This is a genomic window from Streptomyces corallincola (assembly GCF_019104725.1).
GTDB classification, from domain to species: Bacteria; Actinomycetota; Actinomycetes; order Streptomycetales; family Streptomycetaceae; genus Streptomyces; species Streptomyces corallincola.
This window is the reverse complement of sequence record NZ_JAHRXF010000053.1, coordinates 1-21,919: the sequence shown is the minus strand read 5'-3', so window position 1 is coordinate 21,919 and position 21,919 is coordinate 1. Positions and strand designations below refer to the sequence as shown.

The 21,919-nt window shown below is 71.9% G+C and carries 16 protein-coding genes; 7 read left to right on the top strand and 9 right to left on the bottom strand.

Annotated features, from left to right (window positions below):
- Nucleotides 1-17: 17 nt before the first annotated feature.
- On the top strand, nt 18-611 hold the full coding sequence (locus tag KUM39_RS24695; protein WP_217787973.1) for a TetR/AcrR family transcriptional regulator: 594 nt from the start codon (nt 18-20) through the stop codon (nt 609-611).
- A gap of 234 nt (nt 612-845) precedes the next feature.
- Here KUM39_RS24695 and KUM39_RS24690 read toward each other — a convergent pair whose 3' ends face one another.
- Nucleotides 846-2,300 carry an MFS transporter gene (locus KUM39_RS24690; protein WP_217787972.1) on the bottom strand — a complete coding sequence of 485 codons (1,455 nt, stop codon included), beginning with the start codon at nt 2,298-2,300 and terminating at the stop codon, nt 846-848.
- Nucleotides 2,301-2,483: 183 nt separating this feature from the next.
- Here KUM39_RS24690 and dusB point away from each other — a divergent pair, with 183 nt between their 5' ends.
- Complete coding sequence (gene dusB / locus KUM39_RS24685; RefSeq protein WP_217787993.1) at nt 2,484-3,617, top strand: tRNA dihydrouridine synthase DusB; 1,134 nt, start codon at nt 2,484-2,486, stop codon at nt 3,615-3,617.
- 47 nt (nt 3,618-3,664) lie between these two features.
- On the opposite strand, the gene KUM39_RS24680 is transcribed toward dusB, so the two are convergent.
- Together KUM39_RS24680 and KUM39_RS24675 are read right to left on the bottom strand one after the other, a co-directional pair.
- Nucleotides 3,665-5,593 (bottom strand): CDP-alcohol phosphatidyltransferase, encoded by a 1,929-nt coding sequence (locus KUM39_RS24680; protein WP_372455811.1) that lies wholly within the window; start codon nt 5,591-5,593, stop codon nt 3,665-3,667.
- Between the two features lie 206 nt (nt 5,594-5,799).
- Nucleotides 5,800-7,908: an amylo-alpha-1,6-glucosidase gene (locus tag KUM39_RS24675; RefSeq protein WP_217787971.1), complete on the bottom strand. Its 2,109-nt coding sequence runs from the start codon at nt 7,906-7,908 to the stop codon at nt 5,800-5,802.
- A gap of 477 nt (nt 7,909-8,385) precedes the next feature.
- On the opposite strand from KUM39_RS24675, the gene ppdK reads away from it, so the two are divergent.
- The gene (ppdK, locus tag KUM39_RS24670; protein ID WP_217787970.1) at nt 8,386-11,106 is read left to right on the top strand and encodes a pyruvate, phosphate dikinase; all 2,721 of its coding nucleotides are present in this window, start codon (nt 8,386-8,388) and stop codon (nt 11,104-11,106) included.
- A gap of 343 nt (nt 11,107-11,449) precedes the next feature.
- On the opposite strand, the gene KUM39_RS24665 is transcribed toward ppdK, so the two are convergent.
- Nucleotides 11,450-11,989 (bottom strand): DUF4232 domain-containing protein, encoded by a 540-nt coding sequence (locus KUM39_RS24665; protein ID WP_217787969.1) that lies wholly within the window; start codon nt 11,987-11,989, stop codon nt 11,450-11,452.
- A gap of 474 nt (nt 11,990-12,463) precedes the next feature.
- Between KUM39_RS24665 and KUM39_RS24660 the strand changes: the two genes are divergently transcribed.
- From KUM39_RS24660 to KUM39_RS24645, 4 genes are all read left to right on the top strand, one after another.
- Nucleotides 12,464-13,372: an oxidoreductase gene (locus KUM39_RS24660; protein ID WP_217787968.1), complete on the top strand. Its 909-nt coding sequence runs from the start codon at nt 12,464-12,466 to the stop codon at nt 13,370-13,372.
- A 120-nt stretch (nt 13,373-13,492) separates the two neighbouring features.
- On the top strand, nt 13,493-14,737 hold the full coding sequence (locus KUM39_RS24655) for an ABC transporter substrate-binding protein (RefSeq protein ID WP_217787990.1): 1,245 nt from the start codon (nt 13,493-13,495) through the stop codon (nt 14,735-14,737).
- Nucleotides 14,734-15,639, top strand: coding sequence for a carbohydrate ABC transporter permease (locus tag KUM39_RS24650; RefSeq protein WP_372455810.1), 906 nt, complete (start codon nt 14,734-14,736; stop codon nt 15,637-15,639). Before KUM39_RS24655 ends, KUM39_RS24650 begins: the two co-directional genes overlap by 4 nt.
- 56 nt (nt 15,640-15,695) lie before the next feature.
- Nucleotides 15,696-16,529 carry a carbohydrate ABC transporter permease gene (locus tag KUM39_RS24645; RefSeq protein WP_217787967.1) on the top strand — a complete coding sequence of 278 codons (834 nt, stop codon included), beginning with the start codon at nt 15,696-15,698 and terminating at the stop codon, nt 16,527-16,529.
- A gap of 48 nt (nt 16,530-16,577) precedes the next feature.
- On the opposite strand, the gene KUM39_RS24640 is transcribed toward KUM39_RS24645, so the two are convergent.
- From KUM39_RS24640 to KUM39_RS24620, 5 genes are all read right to left on the bottom strand, one after another.
- The gene (locus KUM39_RS24640; protein ID WP_217787966.1) at nt 16,578-17,213 is read right to left on the bottom strand and encodes a class F sortase; all 636 of its coding nucleotides are present in this window, start codon (nt 17,211-17,213) and stop codon (nt 16,578-16,580) included.
- A gap of 161 nt (nt 17,214-17,374) precedes the next feature.
- Nucleotides 17,375-17,899 carry a hypothetical protein gene (locus tag KUM39_RS24635; protein ID WP_217787965.1) on the bottom strand — a complete coding sequence of 175 codons (525 nt, stop codon included), beginning with the start codon at nt 17,897-17,899 and terminating at the stop codon, nt 17,375-17,377.
- A 579-nt stretch (nt 17,900-18,478) separates the two neighbouring features.
- A complete protein-coding gene (locus tag KUM39_RS24630) occupies nt 18,479-19,309 on the bottom strand; it encodes an arylamine N-acetyltransferase family protein (protein WP_217787964.1) in 831 nt (276 codons plus the stop codon).
- 249 nt (nt 19,310-19,558) lie between these two features.
- Entirely contained in the window at nt 19,559-20,440 is an 882-nt protein-coding gene (locus tag KUM39_RS24625; protein ID WP_217787963.1) for a formate/nitrite transporter family protein, read from the bottom strand.
- A 590-nt stretch (nt 20,441-21,030) separates the two neighbouring features.
- A complete protein-coding gene (locus KUM39_RS24620) occupies nt 21,031-21,705 on the bottom strand; it encodes a SanA/YdcF family protein (RefSeq protein WP_308288230.1) in 675 nt (224 codons plus the stop codon).
- Nucleotides 21,706-21,919 lie beyond the last annotated feature (214 nt).

Sequence of the window (21,919 nt, the reverse complement as noted above, 5' to 3'; positions counted from 1 at the left end):
CGGGTACCGTCTGTGACATGGCACCGACCACCGAGCCCCTGACCGCCGAGCGCATCCTCGAAGCCACCGAGGAAGTGCTCCGCCGCCACGGCCCGGCCAAGGCCACCGTGGTCGATGTCGCCCGTGCCCTCGGCGTGAGCCACGGCACCGTCTACCGCCACTTCCCCACGAAGGCCGCGCTCCGCGAAGCGGTCACCCGGCGCTGGCTCGACCACACGGCCACCCGCCTCGCGGAGATCGTCTCCGGCCCCGGCACCCCCGAGCAGCGTCTCCGTACCTGGCTGAAGACCCTGTTCGACCTGAAACGCGCCAAGGCCTGCGGCGATCCCGAGCTGTTCGCCACGTACTCGGTCCTGACCGACGAGACGGGCACCCCGGTGGGCGAGCACATCGAGATCCTCCTCGCCCAGCTCGCCTCGCTCATCGACGCGGGCACCGCCTCCGGCACCCCCGACCCCACGGTCACCGCCCGCGCCGTCTTCCAGGCCACCGCCCGCTTCCACGACCCGTACTACGCACTGCACTGGCAGCGCCCCGGCATCGAGGACGAGTTCAACGCCGTACTGGACCTGCTCCTACGAGGCCTGAACCCCACCCCACCCACCCACTGACCCCGCGCCGCGAAGAAGGCGGCGCAGCCGCCTTTGAGGGGCGCGGGGAACTGCGCGACCAGCCACGACGGACGTGCGGACGGGAACCGAGGTCGGCCACCCCAGGGGCGCGGGGAACTGCGCGCTGAGCCACGACGGACGTGCGGACGAAGGCGAGGGCCAGCCACCGCAGGGGCGCGGGGAACTGCGCGACCAGCGGCAGGCGGCCCGCGGACGAGAACGAGGGCCGGCCACTCAACCCCGTTCGGCCGCGCCCACACTCACCTCGCGGATCTCCGCCACCCGCAGCCGCTCAGCCGCACGCTCCGCCGTGCGGCGGGCCCAGCGCCCGCTGGTGAGGAGGCCGAGGACGAGGACGGCGAATCCGCAGAGGGTGAGCACGGACCAGCCGGGCCGGGCTGCGTGGACGAAGGCGGAGGCGTAGGAGGAGGTGCCGATGCCGGAGGCGAGGAGGGCGCCGACGACGGCGACACCGAGGGTCTGGCCGAGCTGTCGGCTGGTGGAGGCGACGGCGGCGGCCACCCCCGCCTGGGCACGCGGCATGCCCGACACCGCCGTGTTGGTGATCGGCGCGTTGACGAAACCGAAGCCGACACCGAACAGGACGTACCCGATGAGGAGCGTCACATCGGAGGTCTCCGCCTCGAAGAGGGCGAACAGCAGCCCGGAGGCGGTCATCGCGGTGCCCGCGATCAGCAGCGGCACCCGGGGCCCGAGCGTCCCGAGCAGCCGCCCGGACAGCGGGGCGCAGACGAAGGTCGGCAGCGCCATCGGCAGCATCCATAGCCCGGCGTGCAGCGCGTCGAGACCTCGTACGTTCTGCAGATACAGCGTGGACAGGAAGAGGAACCCGCCGAGCGCGGCGAAGGCGCAGATGGCGATCACGGTGGCCCCGGTGAACGGCGCCGAGCGGAAGAACCGCAGGTCGATCAGGGGTTCGGCGCGCCGGGGCTCGTACCGGAGCAGGCCCACCAGGGCCACCAGCGCGACGGCGGCGAAGGGGGCGACGGCGGCGGCTCCCGAGGCCGGTGCCTCGATGATCGCGTACGTCAGCGAGCCGAACAGGGCGATGACCAGCACCTGCCCGACCGGGTCGGGACGCCGCGCCTTGGGCGCGCGGGACTCGGGCACGAACCGCAGGGTGAGCAGCAGCGCGGCGAGCCCGACCGGGAGATTGACCCAGAAGATCGAGCGCCAGCCGACGGAGTCCACCAGCACCCCGCCCACCAGCGGCCCTGCGGCCATCGAGAGGCCGACCACCGCGCCCCACACCCCGATGGCCCGCGCCCGCTCGCGCGGATCGGTGAAGGTGTTGGTGATGATCGACATGGCGACGGGGTTGAGCATCGAACCGCCCACGGCCTGAAGCATCCGGAAGACGATCAGCAGTTCCAGGCTGGGCGCCAGCGAACACAGCACGGAGCCCACGGTGAACACGGTCAGCCCGGCCATGAAGACCTTCTTGCGGCCTATTCGGTCGGCCGTGGAGCCCGAGAGCATCAGCAGCGAGGCCAGCACCAGCGTGTAGCCGTCGATCGTCCACTGAAGCCCCGAGGTGGTGGCGTGCAGATCGCGCTGGACGGAGGGGAGGGCGACGTTCAGGACGGTGTTGTCGAGACTCACGATCAGCAGGCTCATGCAGCAGATCGCGAGCACGAGCATGCGTCGGCGGTGGCTCGGCTCGGGCATGGGTCCATCGTACGTCCGTATCAATAGTGCCCCTAACTAATGAGTCATACATGATCATGCGCGGAGGTCGGGCCCCCGGTGCGTGGAGGGGGCGCCGGGGCGTTCGGGCCGTGAGGGACAATGGACGTCCGCCCCTTGCCGTCCCGTCCGCCCCGGAGCCCCGCGATGACCGCGTCCACCGCGATGTCCCAGCCCCTCGCCATCGGCCCGCACACCGTCGCCCCGCCGGTCGTGCTCGCCCCGATGGCCGGGATCACCAACGCGCCCTTCCGCACGCTGTGCCGGGAGTTCAGCGGCGGCAAGGGCCTGTTCGTCAGCGAGATGATCACCACGCGGGCGCTGGTCGAGCGCAACGAGAAGACCATGCAGCTCATCCAGTTCGACGCCACGGAGAAGCCCCGCTCGATCCAGCTGTACGGCGTCGATCCGGCCACCGTCGGCAAGGCCGTCCGCATGATCGCGGAGGAAGGTCTCGCGGATCACATCGACCTGAACTTCGGCTGCCCCGTGCCGAAGGTCACGCGCAGGGGCGGGGGCTCCGCGCTGCCGTACAAGCGGAATCTGCTCCGGGCCATCCTGCGCGAGGCGGTCACCGGCGCGGGCGACCTGCCGGTCACCATGAAGACCCGCATCGGCATCGACGACGACCACATCACCTACCTCGACGCCGGCCGCATCGCCGTCGAGGAGGGCGTCACCGCCATCGCCCTGCACGGCCGCACCGCCGCCCAGCACTACGGCGGCACCGCCGACTGGAGCGCCATCGCCCGGCTGAAGGAGCACGTCCCGGAGATCCCGGTGCTCGGCAACGGCGACATCTGGTCCGCCCAGGACGCGCTGCGCATGGTCCGCGAGACCGGCTGCGACGGCGTCGTGGTCGGCCGGGGCTGCCTCGGCCGCCCGTGGCTCTTCGCGGACCTGGTCGCCGCGTTCGAGGGGCGTACGCAGGACATCGCGCGCCCCTCGCTGCGGGAGGTGGCGGACATCATGGTCCGGCACGCGACGCTGCTCGGAGAGTGGTGCGGCGACGAGTCCAAGGGGGTCGTGGACTTCCGCAAGCACGTCGCCTGGTACCTCAAGGGCTTCGCGGTCGGCTCCGAGATGCGCAAGCGGCTGGCGATCACGTCCTCGCTGGAGGAACTCCGCTCCGGTCTCGACGAGTTGGACCTCGACCAGGCATGGCCGACCGGCGCCGACGGCCCGCGCGGCCGTACCTCGGGCAACAACCGCGTGGTCCTGCCCGACGGCTGGCTCAAGGACCCCTACGACTGCGCGGGCGTCGGTGAGGACGCGGAACTGGACACCTCCGGCGGCTGATCCCGACCCCGGGCGCCCCTCAGGGGGACGCCCGGGGGCGCCACGGGTCATCCCTTACGGGGATGCGGCGTGGAGCCGTACGCCGTCATGAACCGGTCCCGGAAGGCGCTCATCTTCCAGACCGGCGCGTCGTGCGCGGGCCGCAGTCCGTCCGACCAGCCCCAGTCGGAGATCTTGTCCAGCACCTTCGGGTCCTTGGCGACGATGGAGATCGGCACGTCCCGGTTGGCGTGGTTGCCGCTGACCCGCGCGATGGGCTGGTGGTCACCGAGGAACACCAGCACCGTGTCCTTGGTGCCGTACCGCTCCAGCCACTCGGTCAGCGCGGTCACCGAGTACTGGATCGACTTGCCGTACTCCGCGCGGGACTTGCCGGTGTCCGCGATGACGTCCTCCGGCTTGCTGCCCGCCGCCTCGATGTCCTTGAAGACCGAGCCGTCGCCCAACTGGTCCCAGCCGACCATCTTCGGGATCGGCGCCCACGGCTGGTGGCTCGACGTCAGGATGATCTCCGACATCAGCGGCTTGTCGCGCTTCACCCCGTGAATCCGGCGCTGGTACTCCTCCAGGGCGTACTGGTCGGGCATCGTGGACCAGCTGAACTTCGGTCCCTGGTAGCCCAGTTGGAAGGCGTTGTAGACCTTGTCCAGCCCGTAGAAGCTCTGTTCGGGCCAGCCCTTCTGCACACCCGGCATCACGCCCACGGTGTCCCAGCCGCCGGACTTCTTGAACGCCTTGGTGAGACTGAGGTGATCGCTCGCCATCACGGTCCGGTACCGCTGCTGGCTGTTGACCCAGAGTCCGGACATCGTGGTCGAGTGCCCGAGCCAACTGCCCGCGCCGTACGTCGCGGAGGTCAGCCAGCCGCTCCTGGCATGCCAACCCGCCTTCTTCAGCGCCGAGTCGCGCTCCGCCAGCGTGCGGTCCACACCGGGTGCCTCGACCGGGTCCTCGATCGCGCTGCGGCCGTAGCTCTCGATGAAGGTGAAGATCATGTCCTTGCCCCGCAGATCGGGCAGCAGTTGCGCCGGGGGCGTGTTGCCGAAGGCGTCCACCCCGGCCACCTTCCGGAACGTGGCCTCGTCCCGCAGGGTGTCCCGCACCCGCTCCGTCTGCGTCCGCACGGCCGCGGTGGCGTGCTCGGAGGCGAACGGCACCCCCGAGAACTGGATGCCCAGCGAGGAGCAGGCGATCCAGACCACGCACGCGACCAGCGTGCCGCGCGTCGCCCGCCCCTGATGGCGGCCCAGCACACCCCCGAGCCGCACCACGGACAGCGCCAGCAGCACGCAGAGCAGCAGTGCCAGCACCACCACCCCAGCCGAGGCGGCCAGCGCCGTCGCCCGGCCGAGCGAGTCCTCCAGGTACGACTCCGCGTCCCCGAGCAGGCTCCAGTCCAGTACGGGGTTGAAACCCCGGCCCAGATACTCGTTGAACCCCATGTCCAGCAGGTTCAGCACGGTCAGGCCGCCCATCGCCACACCGATGACGACGGCCAGCCAGAAGCGCGGGCGGCGCGGCAGCGCGAGCAGGACCGCCGCCCCGACGACCCCCTCGGCGGGCAGCCGCACATACGACGCGACGCCCATCCTGTCCGTCGTGTTCGGCAGCACCAGCGCCACGACGACCAGGAGCAGCGCGAGCACGGTCACGGTCAGCGAGAGCGCGCGGGCCCCCCGGGGGTGGGCGTCCCGCCAGACGCGGGCGCGGGCCGCCCCACGGGCGCGGAGGGTGGACGGCGCCTCGGAAACGGCCGTTTCGGTGGTTTGGGAGCCGATGGCCGCAGAAGCGGTGCCGTCGGCGTCCCCGGAAACGGCCGCTTCGGAGGCCGCCGCCTGCGAAACCCCGGCTTCCGGCGCCTCGGCCTCCGACACCCCGGTTTCCGGCGCCTCGGCGTCCGGCACCCCTGCTTCCGGCAGCGTGCCTCCCGACGCCTCCGCCTCCGAAGCCCCGGCCCGCTCCTCGGCCGTGCTCACCGTCTCCTCGGTCTCCTCGGTCCCCCCGGCCTTACCCGGTGGCTGGCGTGTACTCGTGTGGTGGGGCAAGGCCGGGGTCCTTCCGTGCTTCCGTGCGAGGCCGTGACAGCGGCGGGAGGCCGGGAGCCGCACCGGGGAGGAACAACCCCCCTCGGCGCCCCGCCCGAGCCCGCCACCTTGCCGTACGGCCCGCCCGCCATCCCCGTTCAGCCGCCGGGGCAAACACCCGGCAAACGCCCGGTCAAGCCGTCGTCGGCGGGACCGGGCCAGGCACCGCCGACCGCCGTCAGCAGCGCCAGCGGGGCAGCGGCCGTACGGGATTCGCGGGCGCACTCGTACGGGAACGGGACCGGCTCGGGGTGCCCGGCGCGGTCGTACCCGGCGAGGACGAACGGCAGCCGCCGCCCGGCGGCCGTGGCCGCGTCGAGCTGGGCGCGGGCGACCGCGCGCGCCTCGTCGTGCAGGCCGTAGCGGGCGAGGCCGAGCGCGACGAGGGCGTTGTCGTGCGGCCAGACCGCGCCCCGGTGCCGGGAGAGCGGATGGTGCGCGGGCTGACCGGCGGCCAGCGTGCGCACGCCCCAGCCGGTGAAGAAGTCGGGTTCCAGCAGGCGCCGTCCGGCCGACTGCCCGTACTCCTTGTCGAGCAGCCCCGCCCACAGCAGATGCCCGGTGTCGGAGGCCAGCGCGTCCACCCGGCGGCCCGCGCCGTCCAGCGCCAGCGCCGGGAAATCGTGCTCCGGCATCCAGAACTCCCGCTGGAACCGGTCCCGCAGCCCGGCCGCGCTCCGCTCCAGACGCTCGGCGTACGCCGGGTCGGCCCAGACCGTGCGGGCCAGCCACGCGGTGCGGCGCAGCGCGTCGTACGCGTACCCCTGGGTGCCCGCCACCGCGACCGGACCGGCGGGCCGGGTGCCGTCGGCGTGGCAGACCGCGTCGGGGGAGTCCTTCCAGCCCTGGTGCGCGGGGCCGTCGGCGCGGTGCAGGAGGTAGCCGTCGGCGGCGAGCCCGCCCTCGCCGAGCATCCAGTCCACGGCCGCGCGGGCGTGCGGCGCGAGGCGCGCGGCGAGCGCGGTGTCGCCGGTGTGCTCGGTGTACGTGCCGAGCAGCACCAGGAACAGCGGGGTCGCGTCCACCGAGCCGTAGTAGCGGCCGTAGGGGACCTGCCCGAAGTGGGCCAGTTCGCCGTGCCGGATCTCGTGCACGATCCGGCCGGGCGCGGCGGCGGACGGGAGGGCCGTCGTGCGGGTACCCCGGCCGCCCGCCTGGGTCGCGGCGAGGGCGAGCAGCGTCGCGGCGGCCGGACCGGAGCGGTACGGCAGCACGAACAGCGAGGTCAGCAGCGCGTCCCGGCCCAGCAGCGTGAGGAACCAGGGCGCCCCGCCCGCCGGGACCCGCAGCTCCTCGCCGTCCGGCCCGGCCGCCGGAACCCGGAGCGCGGCCAGCCCGCCGAGCCCGTGCGCACAGGCGGCAGCCAACTCGGGCCATGCGGAGGGCAGTTCGGCGTCCCCGATGAACTCCCGCTCCAGCGAGCGCAGTTGGCGGCGCGCCTCGGCGGGGGAGCCCGGCACGGCCGGTGTACGCCGGTCGCCGTGCGGGTGCGCGGTGACCCGGAGCAGGAGTTCCGCGGTGCCGTACGGGGCGAGGTCCAGCGTCCACACCAGCCGCCGCGCCCCGGTCCCGGTCTCCTCCACGGCCTCGGGCGCCGGGTCGGCGGTCACGGTGGTACGGGCGCACCACTCGGCTCTGCGGTACGTGAACTCCAGTCCGTCGTCCAGGAGTTCACGGGAGCGTACGGCGCCCGCCTTCACGTACGTACGGTGGTCGGAGCGCAGCTCGAACTGGTCGGCGAAGTCGGCGTCCACGGTGAGCGCGAGCCGGACGGCGGTCGGGGCGGGACGGTTGCTGGTGACCCGCAGCGACTCCAGGAAGGCGCCCTCGGCGACGGCCTGCTCACGGACGACGAGGTGGGCGGGGGGCTCCTGTCGGCCCCCGCGCGGCACGAGCACACAGCGCGCGCCGCCCCCGCCCCCGCCACTGCCCCGGCCCCCGGCGGAGCCGCCGCTCCCCGTGGGGCCGCCGATCCCCGGCGGGCCCCCGTCCCCGTCCTGGTTTCCGACCGGGCCGTGGTCCCCGACCGGGGTGAGCACCTCGGGGACCGCGCCGTCCACGGTGAGCTGCCAGCGGCTGAGGTGCCGGGCGTCGCGGACGAAGAGTCCGTCGGGGAGGTCGCCGCCGCGCACCCCGCCGATGTCGCCCCGATCGCCGACGGCGGCCGATGTCGCGCCGTGCACCAGAAGATGAGGACCGTCAGTCATGCCCGCTTCCCTCCGTCGTCACGCCTGTCGAACGCGGCGACCGGCGCGGGGGACACGGTGCGGCCCCCCGACCGGCCGCCCGCGCGCCCCGAAGCCGTCCGCATGGTGGAATCCCGGACCCTGTGGCAGCGTGATTCTCGCCACCCTTGATAAGGAAGACGCTCAGATGAGCGGACGGTGATCGGCTGCACTTCTCCAAGAAATGGCACTGAGTGCCAGGCTCGGGGTGTTCATCGATCGAAATCAGGCGTGCTGTAAGTAGCTCATTTGAGCGGCTAGCCGCCCCTGTGGGCAGCTCCCGTCTTCAAGAACTGAAAACATCCCGTCGCTCCCGCTTGCCACGCGATGACTTTCGATCCGCTGGCGGACGGGTGGTCACAGGCGCATGACACATCGGCTGACCTCCCCAGAAGCCTTCGATCTGGGTATGTTCCCCGTCGTCAGGGCAGCCACCGCGGCCTCAAGGAGTCGAGACACGTGTCGGAAAACAAAGAACCCCACGCAGCGAAGTACGTCTACGACTTCACCGAGGGAAACAAGGACCTCAAGGACCTCCTCGGCGGCAAGGGCGCGAACCTCGCGGAGATGACCAACCTCGGGCTGCCGGTGCCGCCCGGCTTCACCATCACCACCGAGGCGTGCAAGGTCTACCTGGACAGCGGCGAGGAGCCCGCGGCACTGCGTGACGAGGTCAGCGCGCATCTCGACGCGCTGGAGGCCACGATGGCCAAGCAGCTCGGCCGCCCCGACGACCCGCTGCTGGTGTCCGTACGCTCCGGCGCCAAGTTCTCCATGCCCGGCATGATGGACACCGTCCTGAACATCGGGCTCACCGACGCGTCCGTACAGGGCCTGGCCGAGCAGTCCGGTGACGAGAGGTTCGCCTGGGACTCGTACCGCCGCCTGATCCAGATGTTCGGCAAGACCGTGCTGGGCGTGGACGGCGAGCTGTTCGAGGAGGCCCTGGAGGCGGCCAAGGACGCGAAGAAGGTGTCCGTGGACACCGATCTCGAAGCGGCCGACCTGAAGAAGCTGGTCACCGAGTTCAAGAAGATCGTCGAGGCCGAGGCGGGCCGGGACTTCCCGCAGGACCCGCGCGAGCAGATGGACCTCGCGGTCAAGGCCGTCTTCGAGTCCTGGAACGGCGACCGCGCCAAGCTCTACCGCCGCCAGGAACGCATCCCGCACGACCTCGGCACCGCCGTCAACATCTGCTCGATGGTCTTCGGCAACCTCGGCCCCGACTCCGGCACCGGCGTCGCCTTCACCCGCGACCCCGCCTCCGGCCACCAGGGCGTCTACGGCGACTACCTCCAGAACGCGCAGGGCGAGGACGTGGTCGCGGGCATCCGCAACACCGTCGTCCTCGCGGATCTGGAGGGCATCGACAAGACGTCGTACGACCAGCTCATGGGCATCATGGAGACCCTGGAGAATCACTACCAGGACCTCTGCGACATCGAGTTCACCATCGAGCGCGGCAAGCTGTGGATGCTCCAGACCCGCGTGGGCAAGCGGACCGCCGGGGCCGCGTTCCGGATCGCCACCCAGCTCGTGGACCAGGGGCTGATCGACGAGGCCGAGGCACTCCAGCGGGTGACCGGCGCGCAGCTCGCGCAGCTGATGTTCCCGCGCTTCGACGAGGACGCGAAGGCCGCGCCGGTCGGCCGGGGCATCGCCGCGTCGCCGGGCGCCGCCGTCGGCAAGGCGGTCTTCGACTCGTACACCGCCGTCAAGTGGTCGCGGTCGGGGGAGAAGGTCATCCTGGTCCGCCGTGAGACCAACCCCGACGACCTGGACGGCATGATCGCCGCCGAGGGCATCCTCACCTCGCGCGGCGGCAAGACCTCGCACGCGGCCGTCGTGGCGCGCGGCATGGGCAAGACCTGTGTCTGCGGCGCGGAGGAGCTGGAGGTGGACACCAAGCGGCGCCGCATGACCGTGCCCGGCGGGCACATCGTGGAGGAGGGCGACGTCATCTCCATCGACGGGTCCTCCGGCAAGGTCTACCTCGGTGAGGTGCCGGTCGTGCCGTCGCCGGTGGTCGAGTACTTCGAGGGCCGGATGCACCCGGGCGCCGACGACGCCGACGAACTGGTCGAGGCCGTGCACCGGATGATGGCCTTCGCGGACCGCAAGCGCCGCCTGCGGGTGCGGGCCAACGCCGACAACGCCGAGGACGCGCTGCGCGCCCGCCGGTTCGGCGCCCAGGGGATCGGGCTGTGCCGTACCGAGCACATGTTCCTCGGGGAGCGGCGCGAGATGGTGGAGCGGCTGATCCTCGCGGACACCGGGCGCGAACGCGAGGAGGCCCTCGCGGAGCTTCTCCCGCTCCAGCGCCGGGACTTCGTGGAACTCTTCGAGGCGATGGACGGGCTGCCCGTCACCGTGCGCCTCCTCGACCCGCCGCTGCACGAGTTCCTGCCCGACATCACCGAACTCTCCGTGCGCGTCGCCCTCGCCGAGTCCCGGCAGGAGCCGCACGAGAACGAACTCCGGCTGCTCCAGGCCGTACACCGGCTGCACGAGCAGAACCCGATGCTGGGGCTGCGCGGCGTACGGCTCGGGCTGGTCATCCCCGGCCTGTTCACCATGCAGGTACGCGCCATCGCGGAAGCCGCCGCCGAGCGCCGGAACGCCAAGGGCGACCCGCGCGCCGAGATCATGATCCCGCTGGTCGGCACCGTCCAGGAACTGGAGATCGTCCGCGAGGAGGCCGACCAGGTCATCGCGGAGGTCGAGGCGGCCACGGGGACGAAGCTGAAGCTGGCGATCGGCACCATGATCGAACTGCCGCGCGCCGCGCTGACGGCGGGCCAGATCGCGGAGGCCGCCGAGTTCTTCTCCTTCGGCACCAACGACCTGACCCAGACCGTCTGGGGCTTCTCCCGCGACGACGTGGAGGCCAGCTTCTTCACCGCCTACCTGGAGAAGGGCATCTTCGGCGTCAGCCCCTTCGAGACCATCGACACCGACGGCGTCGGCTCCCTCGTCATCGCCGCCGCCCGCGCCGGCCGCGCCACCCGCCCCGACCTCAAACTCGGCATCTGCGGCGAACACGGCGGCGACCCCGAGTCCGTCCACTTCTTCCACCACGCGGGCCTGGACTACGTCTCCTGTTCCCCGTTCCGCATCCCGGTCGCCCGCCTGGAGGCGGGCCGCGCGGCGATCACCCCCGGAGGCTCGGACCACCGCTGAAACGGGCGCCCGCGGCCGGTCCTTCCCACCCTCACCGGGGCCGGACCGAGGGGCGCTCACCCGAGAGGGCGACACCTGTGCGGGGTGTCGCCCTCTCGTACGTACTCCGCACGCCCCGCACGCCCCGTGCGCTCAGAACGCCGCCGCCCATCGGCGCCCCCGGTGGGCGGTCGCCGGTGAGGGAGCAGGCGAGGGAGAAGGTGTCGAGGACTTCGAGCCACCTGCCGTGGTGGGTGAAGTCGGGGTGCCGGAAGGAGTGTTCGGCGGCTTCGACCGGGGCGAGTGGCCTCCCGGCTCGGGGGAGCGGGAGGCCGACGGGCGTGCGAAGGGGGCGCGGCGGGGGTCAGAGGGCGCCGTTCGTGTTCACCGGGCCGACCTGGAAGGTGTGGGAGCAGGTCTTCCACTTGGCCGGGACGGTGATCGAGGACGTGGAGGCGGGCGGGTAGAAGCGCAGGTAGGAGCCGGGCTTGTCGCAGGCGCCGCCGATGGGGCCGTTGGTGGTGCGGAGCACCGACGTGGCGGAGTGGCCGGGCTTCAGCGTCACCGTGCCGTACGAACGGCCGCTACGGGTCGCGGCCTTGCCGATCTGGTGGTGCGCGGAGTCGAGGACGCTCACACCCGGGTAGCCGCGCAGGGCGCAGGAGCTCTTGGAGGTGTTGGTGAAGCGAACCGTCTCGTACAGCGAGCCGGCGGCGCCCTCGGCGCGGCCCAGCGAGACGCGCAGGTTCGAGGCGGAGCAGGTGTGGGTCGCCGCCGGGCGGGGCGCCGCGCTCGCGGTCGTCGTCCCCCACAGGGCGCCCGCGCCCGCCAGGGCCGCCGCCGCGGTCAGGACAGCCACTCCGCGCCGCGCGCCGGTCTTGCCGGATCGGATCGTCTCATTCATCGCGTTTCCGCCTCCATCGGTTGATGTGTGGATCTGGATCGCTATGTTGGATGCCGCCTCCTCGGGAAAAGTTGTGACTCCCGCGGAAATCTTCGAGAACTCACCGGCCGGGCAGGCGAGTGCCCCTCTCGGGAGAGAAGGAAACGCCTGGTGGGATGGGGTGTCGGGGGCGCGGGCGGGGGTACGGTCCTGTTTCCGGCGTGGCCGAAAGCCGTCCCCCACGGGGCGGAAGGCCCCCCTGTTTGCCTCGTGGTCCCGGCCCACGACGCCCGTCCGTGCCTCTACGGGGTCACCGGGGCCATCGGGGTCACTCACCGGGTCGCCCGCCGGGTCACCGGCGTCACCTACAGGGGGGGGTATCTACGGGGGATCACCTACGGGATCACCCGGAGTGTCCCCGCCGCCACCCGTTCGTTCTCCGCCCGAACCCCGACCACCCCCCCAGGACCCCGACCACCCCCCAGGAAGCCCCCCATGCCCCCTCGCCCCACCCCCACCCCCACCCGAACCGCCCTCGTCACCGGCGCCAACTCCGGCCTCGGCTACGTCACCGCCCGTGAACTCGCCCGCACCGGCATCCACGTGACCCTCGCCTGCCGCAGCCCGACCCGCGGACGCGACGCCCTGGCCAGGCTCACCGAGGAGATCCCCGGTGCCAGCGCCGAACTGCGGCAGCTCGACCTCGCCGACCTCTCCTCCGTGCGCGCCCTCGCCGCACAGCTCCCCGGTGACCGCCTGGACCTGCTCGTCAACAACGCGGGCGTCATGGCGCCGCCCCCCGGCCTCACCGCCGACGGGTTCGAGACGCAGTTCGGCGTCAACCACCTGGGCCACTTCGCCCTGACGGGGCTCCTGCTGCCCCGGCTGCTGGCCACCCCGAAGGCCCGGATCGTCACCGTCTCCAGCATGCTGCACCTCCTCGGCACCATCGACCCGTACGACCTCAACAGCCTTACGCACTACCGTCGTTGGCTCGCCTACGGCCGTTCCAAGACGGCCAATCTCCTCTTCACCCACGAACTGGCCCGGCGTCTTCGCGGCTCGGGTGTGACGGCCGCCGCCGCGCATCCCGGTTACGCGGCGACCGAACTCCAGGCGGCCGGGCCGCGCGCCGAGGGCCGGAAGGGTGCCGTGCGCGCGATGGAGGCCGCGAACCGGATCCTCGCGCAGTCCGCCGAGGCGGGCGCGCTGCCCAACCTGCACGCGGCCACCGCGCCCGGTGTCCGCCCCGACTCCTTCACCGGACCGGCGTTCGCCATGTGGCGCGGCGCGCCCGCACCCTCGTACCGGGCGCCCTGGACGCGGGACGACCGGGCGGCGCGCTGGCTGTGGGCCGCCTCCACGGCGCTGACCGGCGTGAACCCCGTCACCCCGGTGGGCTGAAACACCGCCGCAACACCCCTTTCGTAATCCCGGCTCATGGTTGATCGTTGAGCCGTACAACCAAACGATCGTTTCCGGGAGCACACGTTGCAGTCGATCAGGAGTATCAGCCGCCGAGGCATGCTGGGGGCGGCCGGGGCCGCCGGGGCGGCGGGACTGCTCGCGGCGTGCGGCTCCCACACCGGGCGGGGCGGCGACGACGGAGGCGGAGGTTCCGGACCCCGGCTGTCGCAGTGGTACCACCAGTACGGGGAGGCGGGCACCGAGCAGGCGGTGGAGCGGTACGCCGCCGCCTACCGCAAGGCGCGCGTCTCCGTGCAGTGGCGGCCCGGCAACTACGACCAGCAGACCGCCGCCGCGCTGCTCACCAAGTCCGGCCCGGACGTCTTCGAGGGCAGCCCCACGCTCGACCAGATCCAGGGCGGGCAGGTCGCCGACCTCACCGCGCTGCTCGACGGGGTGAAGGACGACTTCAACCCCGCCGTGCTTGCCCCGAAGACATATCGGGGAAAGATCTGGGGCGTCCCCCAGGTGATCGACACCCAGTTCCTCTACTACCGCAAGAGCCTCCTCAAGGACGCCGGGGTCGAGCCGCCCACCACCCTGGACGCCCTCGTGGACGCGGCCGGACGGCTCACCACGAAGAAGGTGAAGGGTCTCTTCCTCGGCAACGACGGCGGAGCGAGCGTCCTCGGCGGCACCCCGCTGAACGCGGCCGGACTCCAACTGGTCACCGAGAAGGGCACGGTGGGCTTCGACGACCCCGCCGCCGCCCGCACCCTCGCCAAACTCCAACTGCTGCACCGGCACGACTCGTTGCTGCTCGGTGCCCCCGCCGACTGGTCCGACCCGTCCGCGTTTCTCCAGGGCCTCACCGCCATGCAGTGGTCCGGGCTGTGGGCGCTGCCCGCCGTACGGAAGGAACTCGGCGACGACTTCGGGGTGTTGCCCTTCCCCAAGGACGGCTCCGCCGGTCGGCCCGCGGTCCCCGTGGGGGCGTACGGGTCGGCCGTCAACGCGCACAGCGCGCAGGTCGCCGCCGCGAAGGACTTCGTCCGCTGGCTGTGGGTCGAACGCACCGACTACCAGGAGGACTTCGCGCTCTCCTACGGCTTCCACATCCCGGCCCGCATCTCCCTCGCGGAGAAGGCGGCCAAGCTGAAGAACGGCCAGGCCGCCGACGTCGTCCGTTTCACCACCGACCACGGACACGCCCAGCCGCTGCTGTGGACCCCGGTCAGCCAGGCCGCGTACCAGGACGCGCTGAACCGGATCATCCGGGGCGGCGCCAACCCGGAGAGCGAACTGCGCACCGTCGTACGGAAGGTGAGCGCCGAGCTGCACCGGGTGGCGGGCAAGCGGTGATACGCGGCAACTCGGCGCGCTGGTTCTGGATCTTCGTCGGCCCCTTCGCCGCCGGTCTCGCGCTGTTCACGTACGTACCGCTGCTGTGGAGCGTGTGGCTCAGCTTCTTCGACGCGCACAACACGGTCACGCCCACGCACTTCGTCGGGTTCGGCAACTACACGGCGATGCTCCGGGACGACGCGTTCCGCTCCAGCCTCGGCACGTTCCTCGTCTTCACCCTGTTCATCGTCCCCACCACCTACGTGTTCTCCCTGAGCCTGGCCCTGATGGTCAACCGGCTGAAGCGGGCGCGCGCCTTCTTCCGCTCGGTGTTCTTCCTGCCCGCCGCGTGCAGCTACGTCGTCGCGGCGCTGATCTGGAAGATGTCCCTGTTCAGCGGGGTGCGGTTCGGGCTGGTCAACACGGTGCTCGGCTGGGTCGGCGGCGATCCGGTGGCCTGGCTGTCCACCACCTCGCCGCCCTGGTACTGGCTGGTCGTCGTCACCGTACGGCTCTGGCTCCAGGCCGGTTTCTACATGATCCTCTTCCTCGCCGGGCTCCAGCGGATCGACCCCGCGCTGTACGAGGCCGCCGCCGTGGACGGTGCCCGCCCCGGCTGGACCGTGCTGCGCCACATCACGCTGCCCCAGCTCAGGGCCACCTCGGTGGCGGTACTCCTGCTGCTGGTCATCAACGCGTTCCAGGCGTTCGACGAGTTCTACAACCTGCTGTCCACCGCGAGCGGTTACCCGCCGTACGCCCGCCCGCCGCTGGTCTACCTCTACTACGTCGCGCTCGGCCAGGGACAGAACCTCGGCCTGGGCAGCGCGGGCGCGGTCATCCTCGCGGTGATCATCGCCGCCGTCACGCTGGGCCAGGCACGGTGGCTGCGGCTGGGAAGGGGACACGCCGATGCGTGACGTCCTCGGAAGGAGCGCCGGACCGATGCGTGACGTCCTGGGAAGGAGCCGGGCCGATGGATGACGCGCTGGTGCGCGCGGGGCGGGCACTGCGGCTGGTGCTGCTGATCGTCCTCGCGCTGCTCTTCCTGATCCCGTTCTACCTGCTGATCCGCAACGCGCTCTCCACCGAGCAGGAGATCACCTCGCCCGCGTGGACCTTCTTCCCCACCTCGCTGCACTGGGGGAACATCAGGGAACTGTTCGACGACCCGTCCGTCCCCTTCGCGCGTTCGCTGCTCAACTCCGCGCTGATCGCGGTCGTCACGACGCTGGGCACCCTCCTGCTCACCTCCCTCGCCGGTTACGGCCTCGCCCGCGTCCCGTACCGCCACGCCGACAAGGTCTTCTACGGCATCCTCGGCACGCTGCTCGTCCCGGCCGCGGTGACCTTCGTCCCCAGCTTCGTGCTGGTGTCGTCGCTCGGCTGGATCTCCACCCTGCGCGGGCTGATCGTCCCGACCCTGTTCCCGGCGTTCGCCTGCTTCGTCTTCCGCCAGTACTTCCTGGGCTTTCCGCGCGAGCTGGAGGACGCGGCCCAGGTGGACGGGCTCGGTCCCTGGCGCACCTACTGGCGGGTCGTCGTCCCCAACTCCCGCCCGGTGTTCGCCGCCGTCGGCACCATCGTCTTCCTCGGCGCCTGGAACGCCTTCCTCTGGCCCCTGGTCATCGGCCAGGACCAGTCCGCCTGGACCGTCCAGGTCGCCCTCTCCTCCTTCACCACCTCCCAGGTCATCCGGCTCCACGAACTCTTCACCGCGGCCACCGTCTCGATCCTCCCCCTCCTGGTCGTCTTCCTCTGCTTCCAGCGGTGGATCGTGGCGGGGGTGGAGAGATCGGGGATCGACTAGGGGATCGACCGGGGGAGTACGAGGGTTCAGCGGTGGCCGGGTTCGGCTTCAGTGGCCCGTCGCCGGGCGGCTGCCCGTCAGGTGGGCGAAGACGACCACGTTGCCCTGGTAGCCGGTGGTCTTCGAGTAGCCGCCGCCGCAGGTGATGACGCGGAGCTCGGGGCGGGGGGCGGGGGAGTAGACCTTGTCGTCGGGGAAGTCGCGGGCGGAGTACACCTCGACGGCGTCCACGGTGAAGAGGGCGGTGCGGCCGTCCTCCCGGTCCACCTCGATGACGGCGCCGCGCTTGAGGGCGCCGAGGTCGTAGAAGACGGCGGGACCCTTCGTGTTGTCCACGTGGCCCGCGATGATCGCGGTGCCGGTCTCACCCGGGGTGGTGCCCGCCCGGTACCACCCGGCGAGGTTCTTGTCGGCGGGAGGCGGCGCGTTCAGGCCGCCGGAGGAGTTCAGGGTCAGACCCGTAAGGGGCGCGGCCACCCGGATCGCGGGGATGCGCACGCGGGTCGGCGGGGACGCGGTCAGCGCGGGCGCGGAGAGCCGCTCCTCGCCCGGATCGGGCCGCCCCTCGGCGGCCGTGGGCTGCGGCGGCGCGTGCGTCACGGCCGGTCCGGCGAGCAGCCAGACGGCCACGCCCAGGGAGGCCGTACTGACCACGGCTATCGCGGTGTCCCCGATCCTGCGCATGTGAACCCCTCTCCGGAGGGCGGAACGCGGCGCGCTCCACAGGGCCGATCCCCTACGGGGGACCCGGAGTGCGGGTCCCCTCCCCCTCCGGGCCGCGAGGGGCATCGGACCCGGAGGGGGCGGGACGGCGGTACCGGCCGACGGACAGCGGAGGGCGTCCGTCAGATCCCGTCGCCTCTCGCCCGGCGATGCAGGAGCCAGGTACCGCCCGCGGCGGCGACGGCCAGTGCCGCCACGCCCGCCGCGGTCTGCGTGGGTCCGGGGCCCAGCGCCCCGCCGACCCCGGTCTTCACACTGCCGCGCGGCTGCACCTGCTCGCGCGTCTCCGCCAGCGCCACCACCAGATCACCGCTGACCTGCCTGGACCCCTCCGCGCACTGCGCGACGATCTCGTACGTGCCCGGCTGCGCCCCCGGCGGCACCCGGAACTGCCCGACCGCCTTGCCCTCCTCGGTGGTCGCCGCCAGCGGGAAGGTCCCGGCGCCCACCGCACCGGCGTCCCCGAGCGCGGCGCCCGCCGCACCGCAGGCCGCGGTGTCCACCGTGACCTGACTGCCGGGCATGGTCGTGGACGGGTACACCTGGAGGCTGCTGCCGGTCCCCTTCGCGTAGGCCGGCGCCGTGGCGAGTCCCGCCGCGGCCACGGCGAGCGCGGTACCGGTCAGCAGACGGGCGGTGCGTCGCATGGTGCTCCCCTGAGCTTGTCCGACTCGTTCATCCGGCTCGGTCAGGAGCGGCAGCCCCTGCTGCTTCGAGGTAAGTGGCAGTCGGCCCGGACCGCTTGTCGAACCGTCAGCGGGACTGCGGTGAACGGGTGGCACACCCGACCCCCGGACGGCCTAGCCGTGCCGCGTTCCGGCAGGTCAGGGGCGTGCGAAAGAAAAAGAGAGAAAATAACACGAATGGAGCGGGGCTATCGGTGGACCCCCTCCCGGTCCCACCCCGGTCGAGTCCCCGCGGGCGCGGTCCTGCCCCGGTCGAGTCGGCGCGGGCAGGGTCCCGCCCCGCTCACGTCCCCTGCTCGCGGCCCGACCCGCTCGGGTCCCTCCCCGCGCGCTCCCGCCCGGCTCGTGCTCCTACCCGCCTCGTGCTCCTACCCGCCTCGTGCTCCCGCCCGGCTCGCGGTCCCGGCGGCGGCCCCGCCCCGCGCAGGAAGAGAGCCGCCCGGCCGCGCGCCTGGGGGCACGGCTTCCGGACGGCTCATGGAGGGAGGGGAGTTGGACACGTCGTAGGGCAAGTGACCTGTCAATGAGGGGAGATGGGGATCAGCCGAGCAGGTGGACCTTCTCCGGGACCGGCAGGCCGAACTCGGTGACGACGATCTCGCGCGCCTCGGACTCGTCCGTCAGGGCGCGTTGGCTCACCCGCCCGTCGGCCCCCAGCTCCATGAAGGTGCCGCCCATGAGCGAGATGCTCCGCTCCGGGGTGGTCCGGTGGAGGAAGGCACGGCTGACGAACGGCGAACGCGGGCTGGTGGCGATGTACCAGTTGAACGCCTCGAAATCGATCTCCGCGAAGAACTCCAGGGTGAACGCGTACTGGGCCGACCAGTCCCCGGCGTCGCCGTCCCACGCCTGGAGCGTCCACTGGTCCAGCGGTCCCTCCTGCGGGGCGGTCCGGACCAGCCGGTGCCGACGCCCCGCCCCTTCGTACTCGCCCTCGGCCAGCGGCACCGGCTCCAGCAGCGAGCCGAAGGTGCCGTAGCCGACGTCGGCGAGGTAGGGCTCGGGCTCGTCCGGGAGGGTCACCCGCAGCATCATGTGGGTGCGGGGGCGGCTGTTGCCCTCGGAGGTGCCGTACACCACCCGCCCCGCCAGCCCGGTCACCTCGAATCCCAGCGCCCGCAGGGCCAGCCTGAGCAGGGTGTTCTGCTCGTAGCAGTACCCGCCGCGCCCCCCGTGCACCATCTTGGCCATGAGGTCGGCGGGCGCCAGCGAAGGCACCTCACCGGCCAGCGGGTCGAGGTTCTCGAACGGGAAGGCCAGCGCATGGGCCCGGTGGACACCCCGCAGGGTCGCCAGGTCGGGCTCCCGGCCGCCTGCCCAGCCGGTACGGGACAGATACGCGTCGAGGTCGAACCAGTCGCTGTCGGGCATAACCGCGAACCTACGCGACACCTGGCCCCCTCCACCGCGCCCTCCGGCCGGAAACCGCCTACTGCGCTGGTCCTACGTCCTGGAGCGGGGTGCGGCACGCGGAAGCCCGCCGTGGGCGCGGGGTGTGCGCCTGCGGCGGGCTTCGGGGGACCCGTAGGGGGTCGGGTGCGGGGTGACCCGTAGGGGTGCGAACCCGTAAGGGGTGACCTGTAGGGGGGGGCGAACCCGCACGGGCGAGACCCGTAGGGGTCAGGCGCCCCGGCCCGCCGGGACCGCCGCGTTCGGGGTCGCGCCCTCCACCGGGGTGCCCGGCGTGGGAGCGGGCTCGGCGGAGCCGGACTTGCGGTGGCTGGTGTAGGCGTACGCGACGCCCACCAGCAGGCCGCCGCCGACCAGGTTGCCGAGGCCCACGAAGAGCATGTTGTGCGCGAAGGCGCCGACGGTCACACCGGGGACGTGCTCGAACAGACCCAGGGAGAAGGTCGTCATGTTGGCGACGACGTGCTCGAAGCCGGAGCTGACGAAGGCGAGCAGACCCCAGAAGATCACCATGATCTTGGCGGCGTCGGAACGCGTCCGCACGCCCATCCACACGGTCAGGCAGACCAGGAAGTTACACAGGACACCCCGGAAGAACAGCGTCGAGCCGCTCTCCGTCAGCTTGCTGTGCAGCAGACCTTCGAGCAGCGTCGCGCCGGGCGCGGGTGCGCCGGGGGCCGGGGCGATGTTCAGGACGCCCGCCTTGTGCACCAGCCACGCGAAGACGATCGAGCCGATCAGGTTGCCGACGAAGCAGGCGACGATCAGCGCGAGGGCGCCCAGCGGGGAGATGCGGCGGCGGACGGCACCCTGCACCGCGGTCATCATGGTGCTGGTGACCAGCTCACCGCCGGAGAAGATGACCAGCACCAGGCCGACGGCGAAGACCGCGCCCTGGATGAGCTTGGTCCACGGCGAGTGCACCGCGTTGAGCGGACCGCTGACCATGATCATCAGGACCACGGCGATACCGATGAAGGCACCGGCCAGGGCGGACAGCACGAGGTAGCGGCCGGGTACGCGGAGCAGCGCGAGCTTGCTCTCGGCCGCCGCGCCCTGTTCGTCCAGGGCCAGTTCGGGAGATATGGGCATGGGGGCTTCCAGAGGTCGTTCAGGTGGGGGAGGGGCCGGGGCGCACCTCTCGGTCGTCCGGCGGCGCCGTGCGGGTCACGCGGGCCGCGTGTGCGGCCCGGAGGTGATCCGGGTCGTGGAGGGGGCGGAGTCTCCGCGCGCCGCGCGACCCGTGGGCGAATAGGACAACGGACAATAACATGTGCAAAGTGAAGGCCATCAGACCTTTTCGGTGTGATGAGCATTACCTGCCTGTCACCATTCGTGATACGGGCAGTGCATTTTGTGTTTACGGTGGTGGATGTGGGGTCAATGATCCAGTTCTCCACCGCTTCACGGCGTGGATCTTCAACTCCCGCCTGGGGAGGAGTGATTCACACCTGATTCTCACCTGCGACGTCCGCTGTCGTTCCGGGCGGCGTGGTCCGTGTTTTTCGTGCTCCGGTTCATTTCGGCGGAGCGCGACCCAATTCCGGTGGCCGCAAAACCGGCGGAAATCAATTTCCCGAATAATCCGGGCGGGTGCGGGCGGGTGCGGGCGGGTGCGGGCGGGTGCGGGCGGGTGCGGGCGGGTCCAGTGGGGTCCGGCCGGGGTGCTCCGGCCAGTGCCCTCAGTGCCCTCGGTGCCCTGCTGACTCCAGCGCCCGTGCCACGCCCGGCTCGCGGTGCCCCAGGAAGTGCGGGTCGGGCTGGAAGGCCGCGTCCAGTGCCGCCTTGCCCGCCGCGAAGACCTCGCGCGTGCCGCCGTAGTACCAGGTGACGTCATGCCTGTCCGACACCCCGACGCCGTACGAGTCGATACCCGCCGCCTCGCACAGCGCGACCGTGCGGCGGATGTGGAAGCCCTGGCTGATCAGGACCGCCCGGTCCACGCCGAAGATCTTCCGGGCCCGTACGCACGAGTCCCAGGTGTCGAATCCCGCGTAGTCGGCGACCACCTGTCGGTCCGGGACGCCGTGCGCGCGCAGGTAGACGCGCATCGCGTCGGGCTCGTCGTAGTCGTCGCGGCTGTTGTCGCCGGTGACGAGGACGACCTTGACCCTGCCCTCGCGGTAGAGGTCGGCCGCCGCCCGCAGTCGGCCGGCGAGGTAGCGCGACGGCTTGCCGTCGTCCAGCCCGGCGCCGAAGACCACGGCGACCTCGGTGCGCGGCGCGTCCGCCGTGCTCCGCAGCCGGTCCGCCGTCGAGACGAACAGCCAGGCCGAGGGCAGCAGCGCCAGCACACACCCGGCCGCCGCTCCCCATACCAGCCGCCGCTGCCCGGCACGGGTGCGCGGGAGCCGCAGCCGGAACCCACGGGTCGGCCCCGGCCCCGGCCCCGATTCCGACCCCGGCCCGTACTCCGCCTGTGGCCCCGCCCCCGATCCCGGACGCGTGGACGCCGTTCCCCTACGGATATCCATGAGAACCCCCCTATTTCCTCCGCCGTCCCCTCCGCGGATCTCGCCGGCCGAAGACGCGCAAGATCCGTCCCCCGGTTCGCCCCGCCCCGGCTGGCAT

Coding starts and splice junctions, on each gene's coding strand:
- KUM39_RS24695 (WP_217787973.1), top strand. CDS start 18: ATGGCACCGACCACCGAGCCCCTGACCGCCGAGCGCATCCTCGAAGCC.
- KUM39_RS24690 (WP_217787972.1), bottom strand. CDS start 2,300: ATGCCCGAGCCGAGCCACCGCCGACGCATGCTCGTGCTCGCGATCTGC.
- dusB (WP_217787993.1), top strand. CDS start 2,484: ATGTCCCAGCCCCTCGCCATCGGCCCGCACACCGTCGCCCCGCCGGTC.
- KUM39_RS24675 (WP_217787971.1), bottom strand. CDS start 7,908: ATGACTGACGGTCCTCATCTTCTGGTGCACGGCGCGACATCGGCCGCC.
- KUM39_RS24665 (WP_217787969.1), bottom strand. CDS start 11,989: ATGAATGAGACGATCCGATCCGGCAAGACCGGCGCGCGGCGCGGAGTG.
- KUM39_RS24660 (WP_217787968.1), top strand. CDS start 12,464: ATGCCCCCTCGCCCCACCCCCACCCCCACCCGAACCGCCCTCGTCACC.
- KUM39_RS24655 (WP_217787990.1), top strand. CDS start 13,493: ATGCTGGGGGCGGCCGGGGCCGCCGGGGCGGCGGGACTGCTCGCGGCG.
- KUM39_RS24645 (WP_217787967.1), top strand. CDS start 15,696: ATGGATGACGCGCTGGTGCGCGCGGGGCGGGCACTGCGGCTGGTGCTG.
- KUM39_RS24640 (WP_217787966.1), bottom strand. CDS start 17,213: ATGCGCAGGATCGGGGACACCGCGATAGCCGTGGTCAGTACGGCCTCC.
- KUM39_RS24635 (WP_217787965.1), bottom strand. CDS start 17,899: ATGCGACGCACCGCCCGTCTGCTGACCGGTACCGCGCTCGCCGTGGCC.
- KUM39_RS24630 (WP_217787964.1), bottom strand. CDS start 19,309: ATGCCCGACAGCGACTGGTTCGACCTCGACGCGTATCTGTCCCGTACC.
- KUM39_RS24625 (WP_217787963.1), bottom strand. CDS start 20,440: ATGCCCATATCTCCCGAACTGGCCCTGGACGAACAGGGCGCGGCGGCC.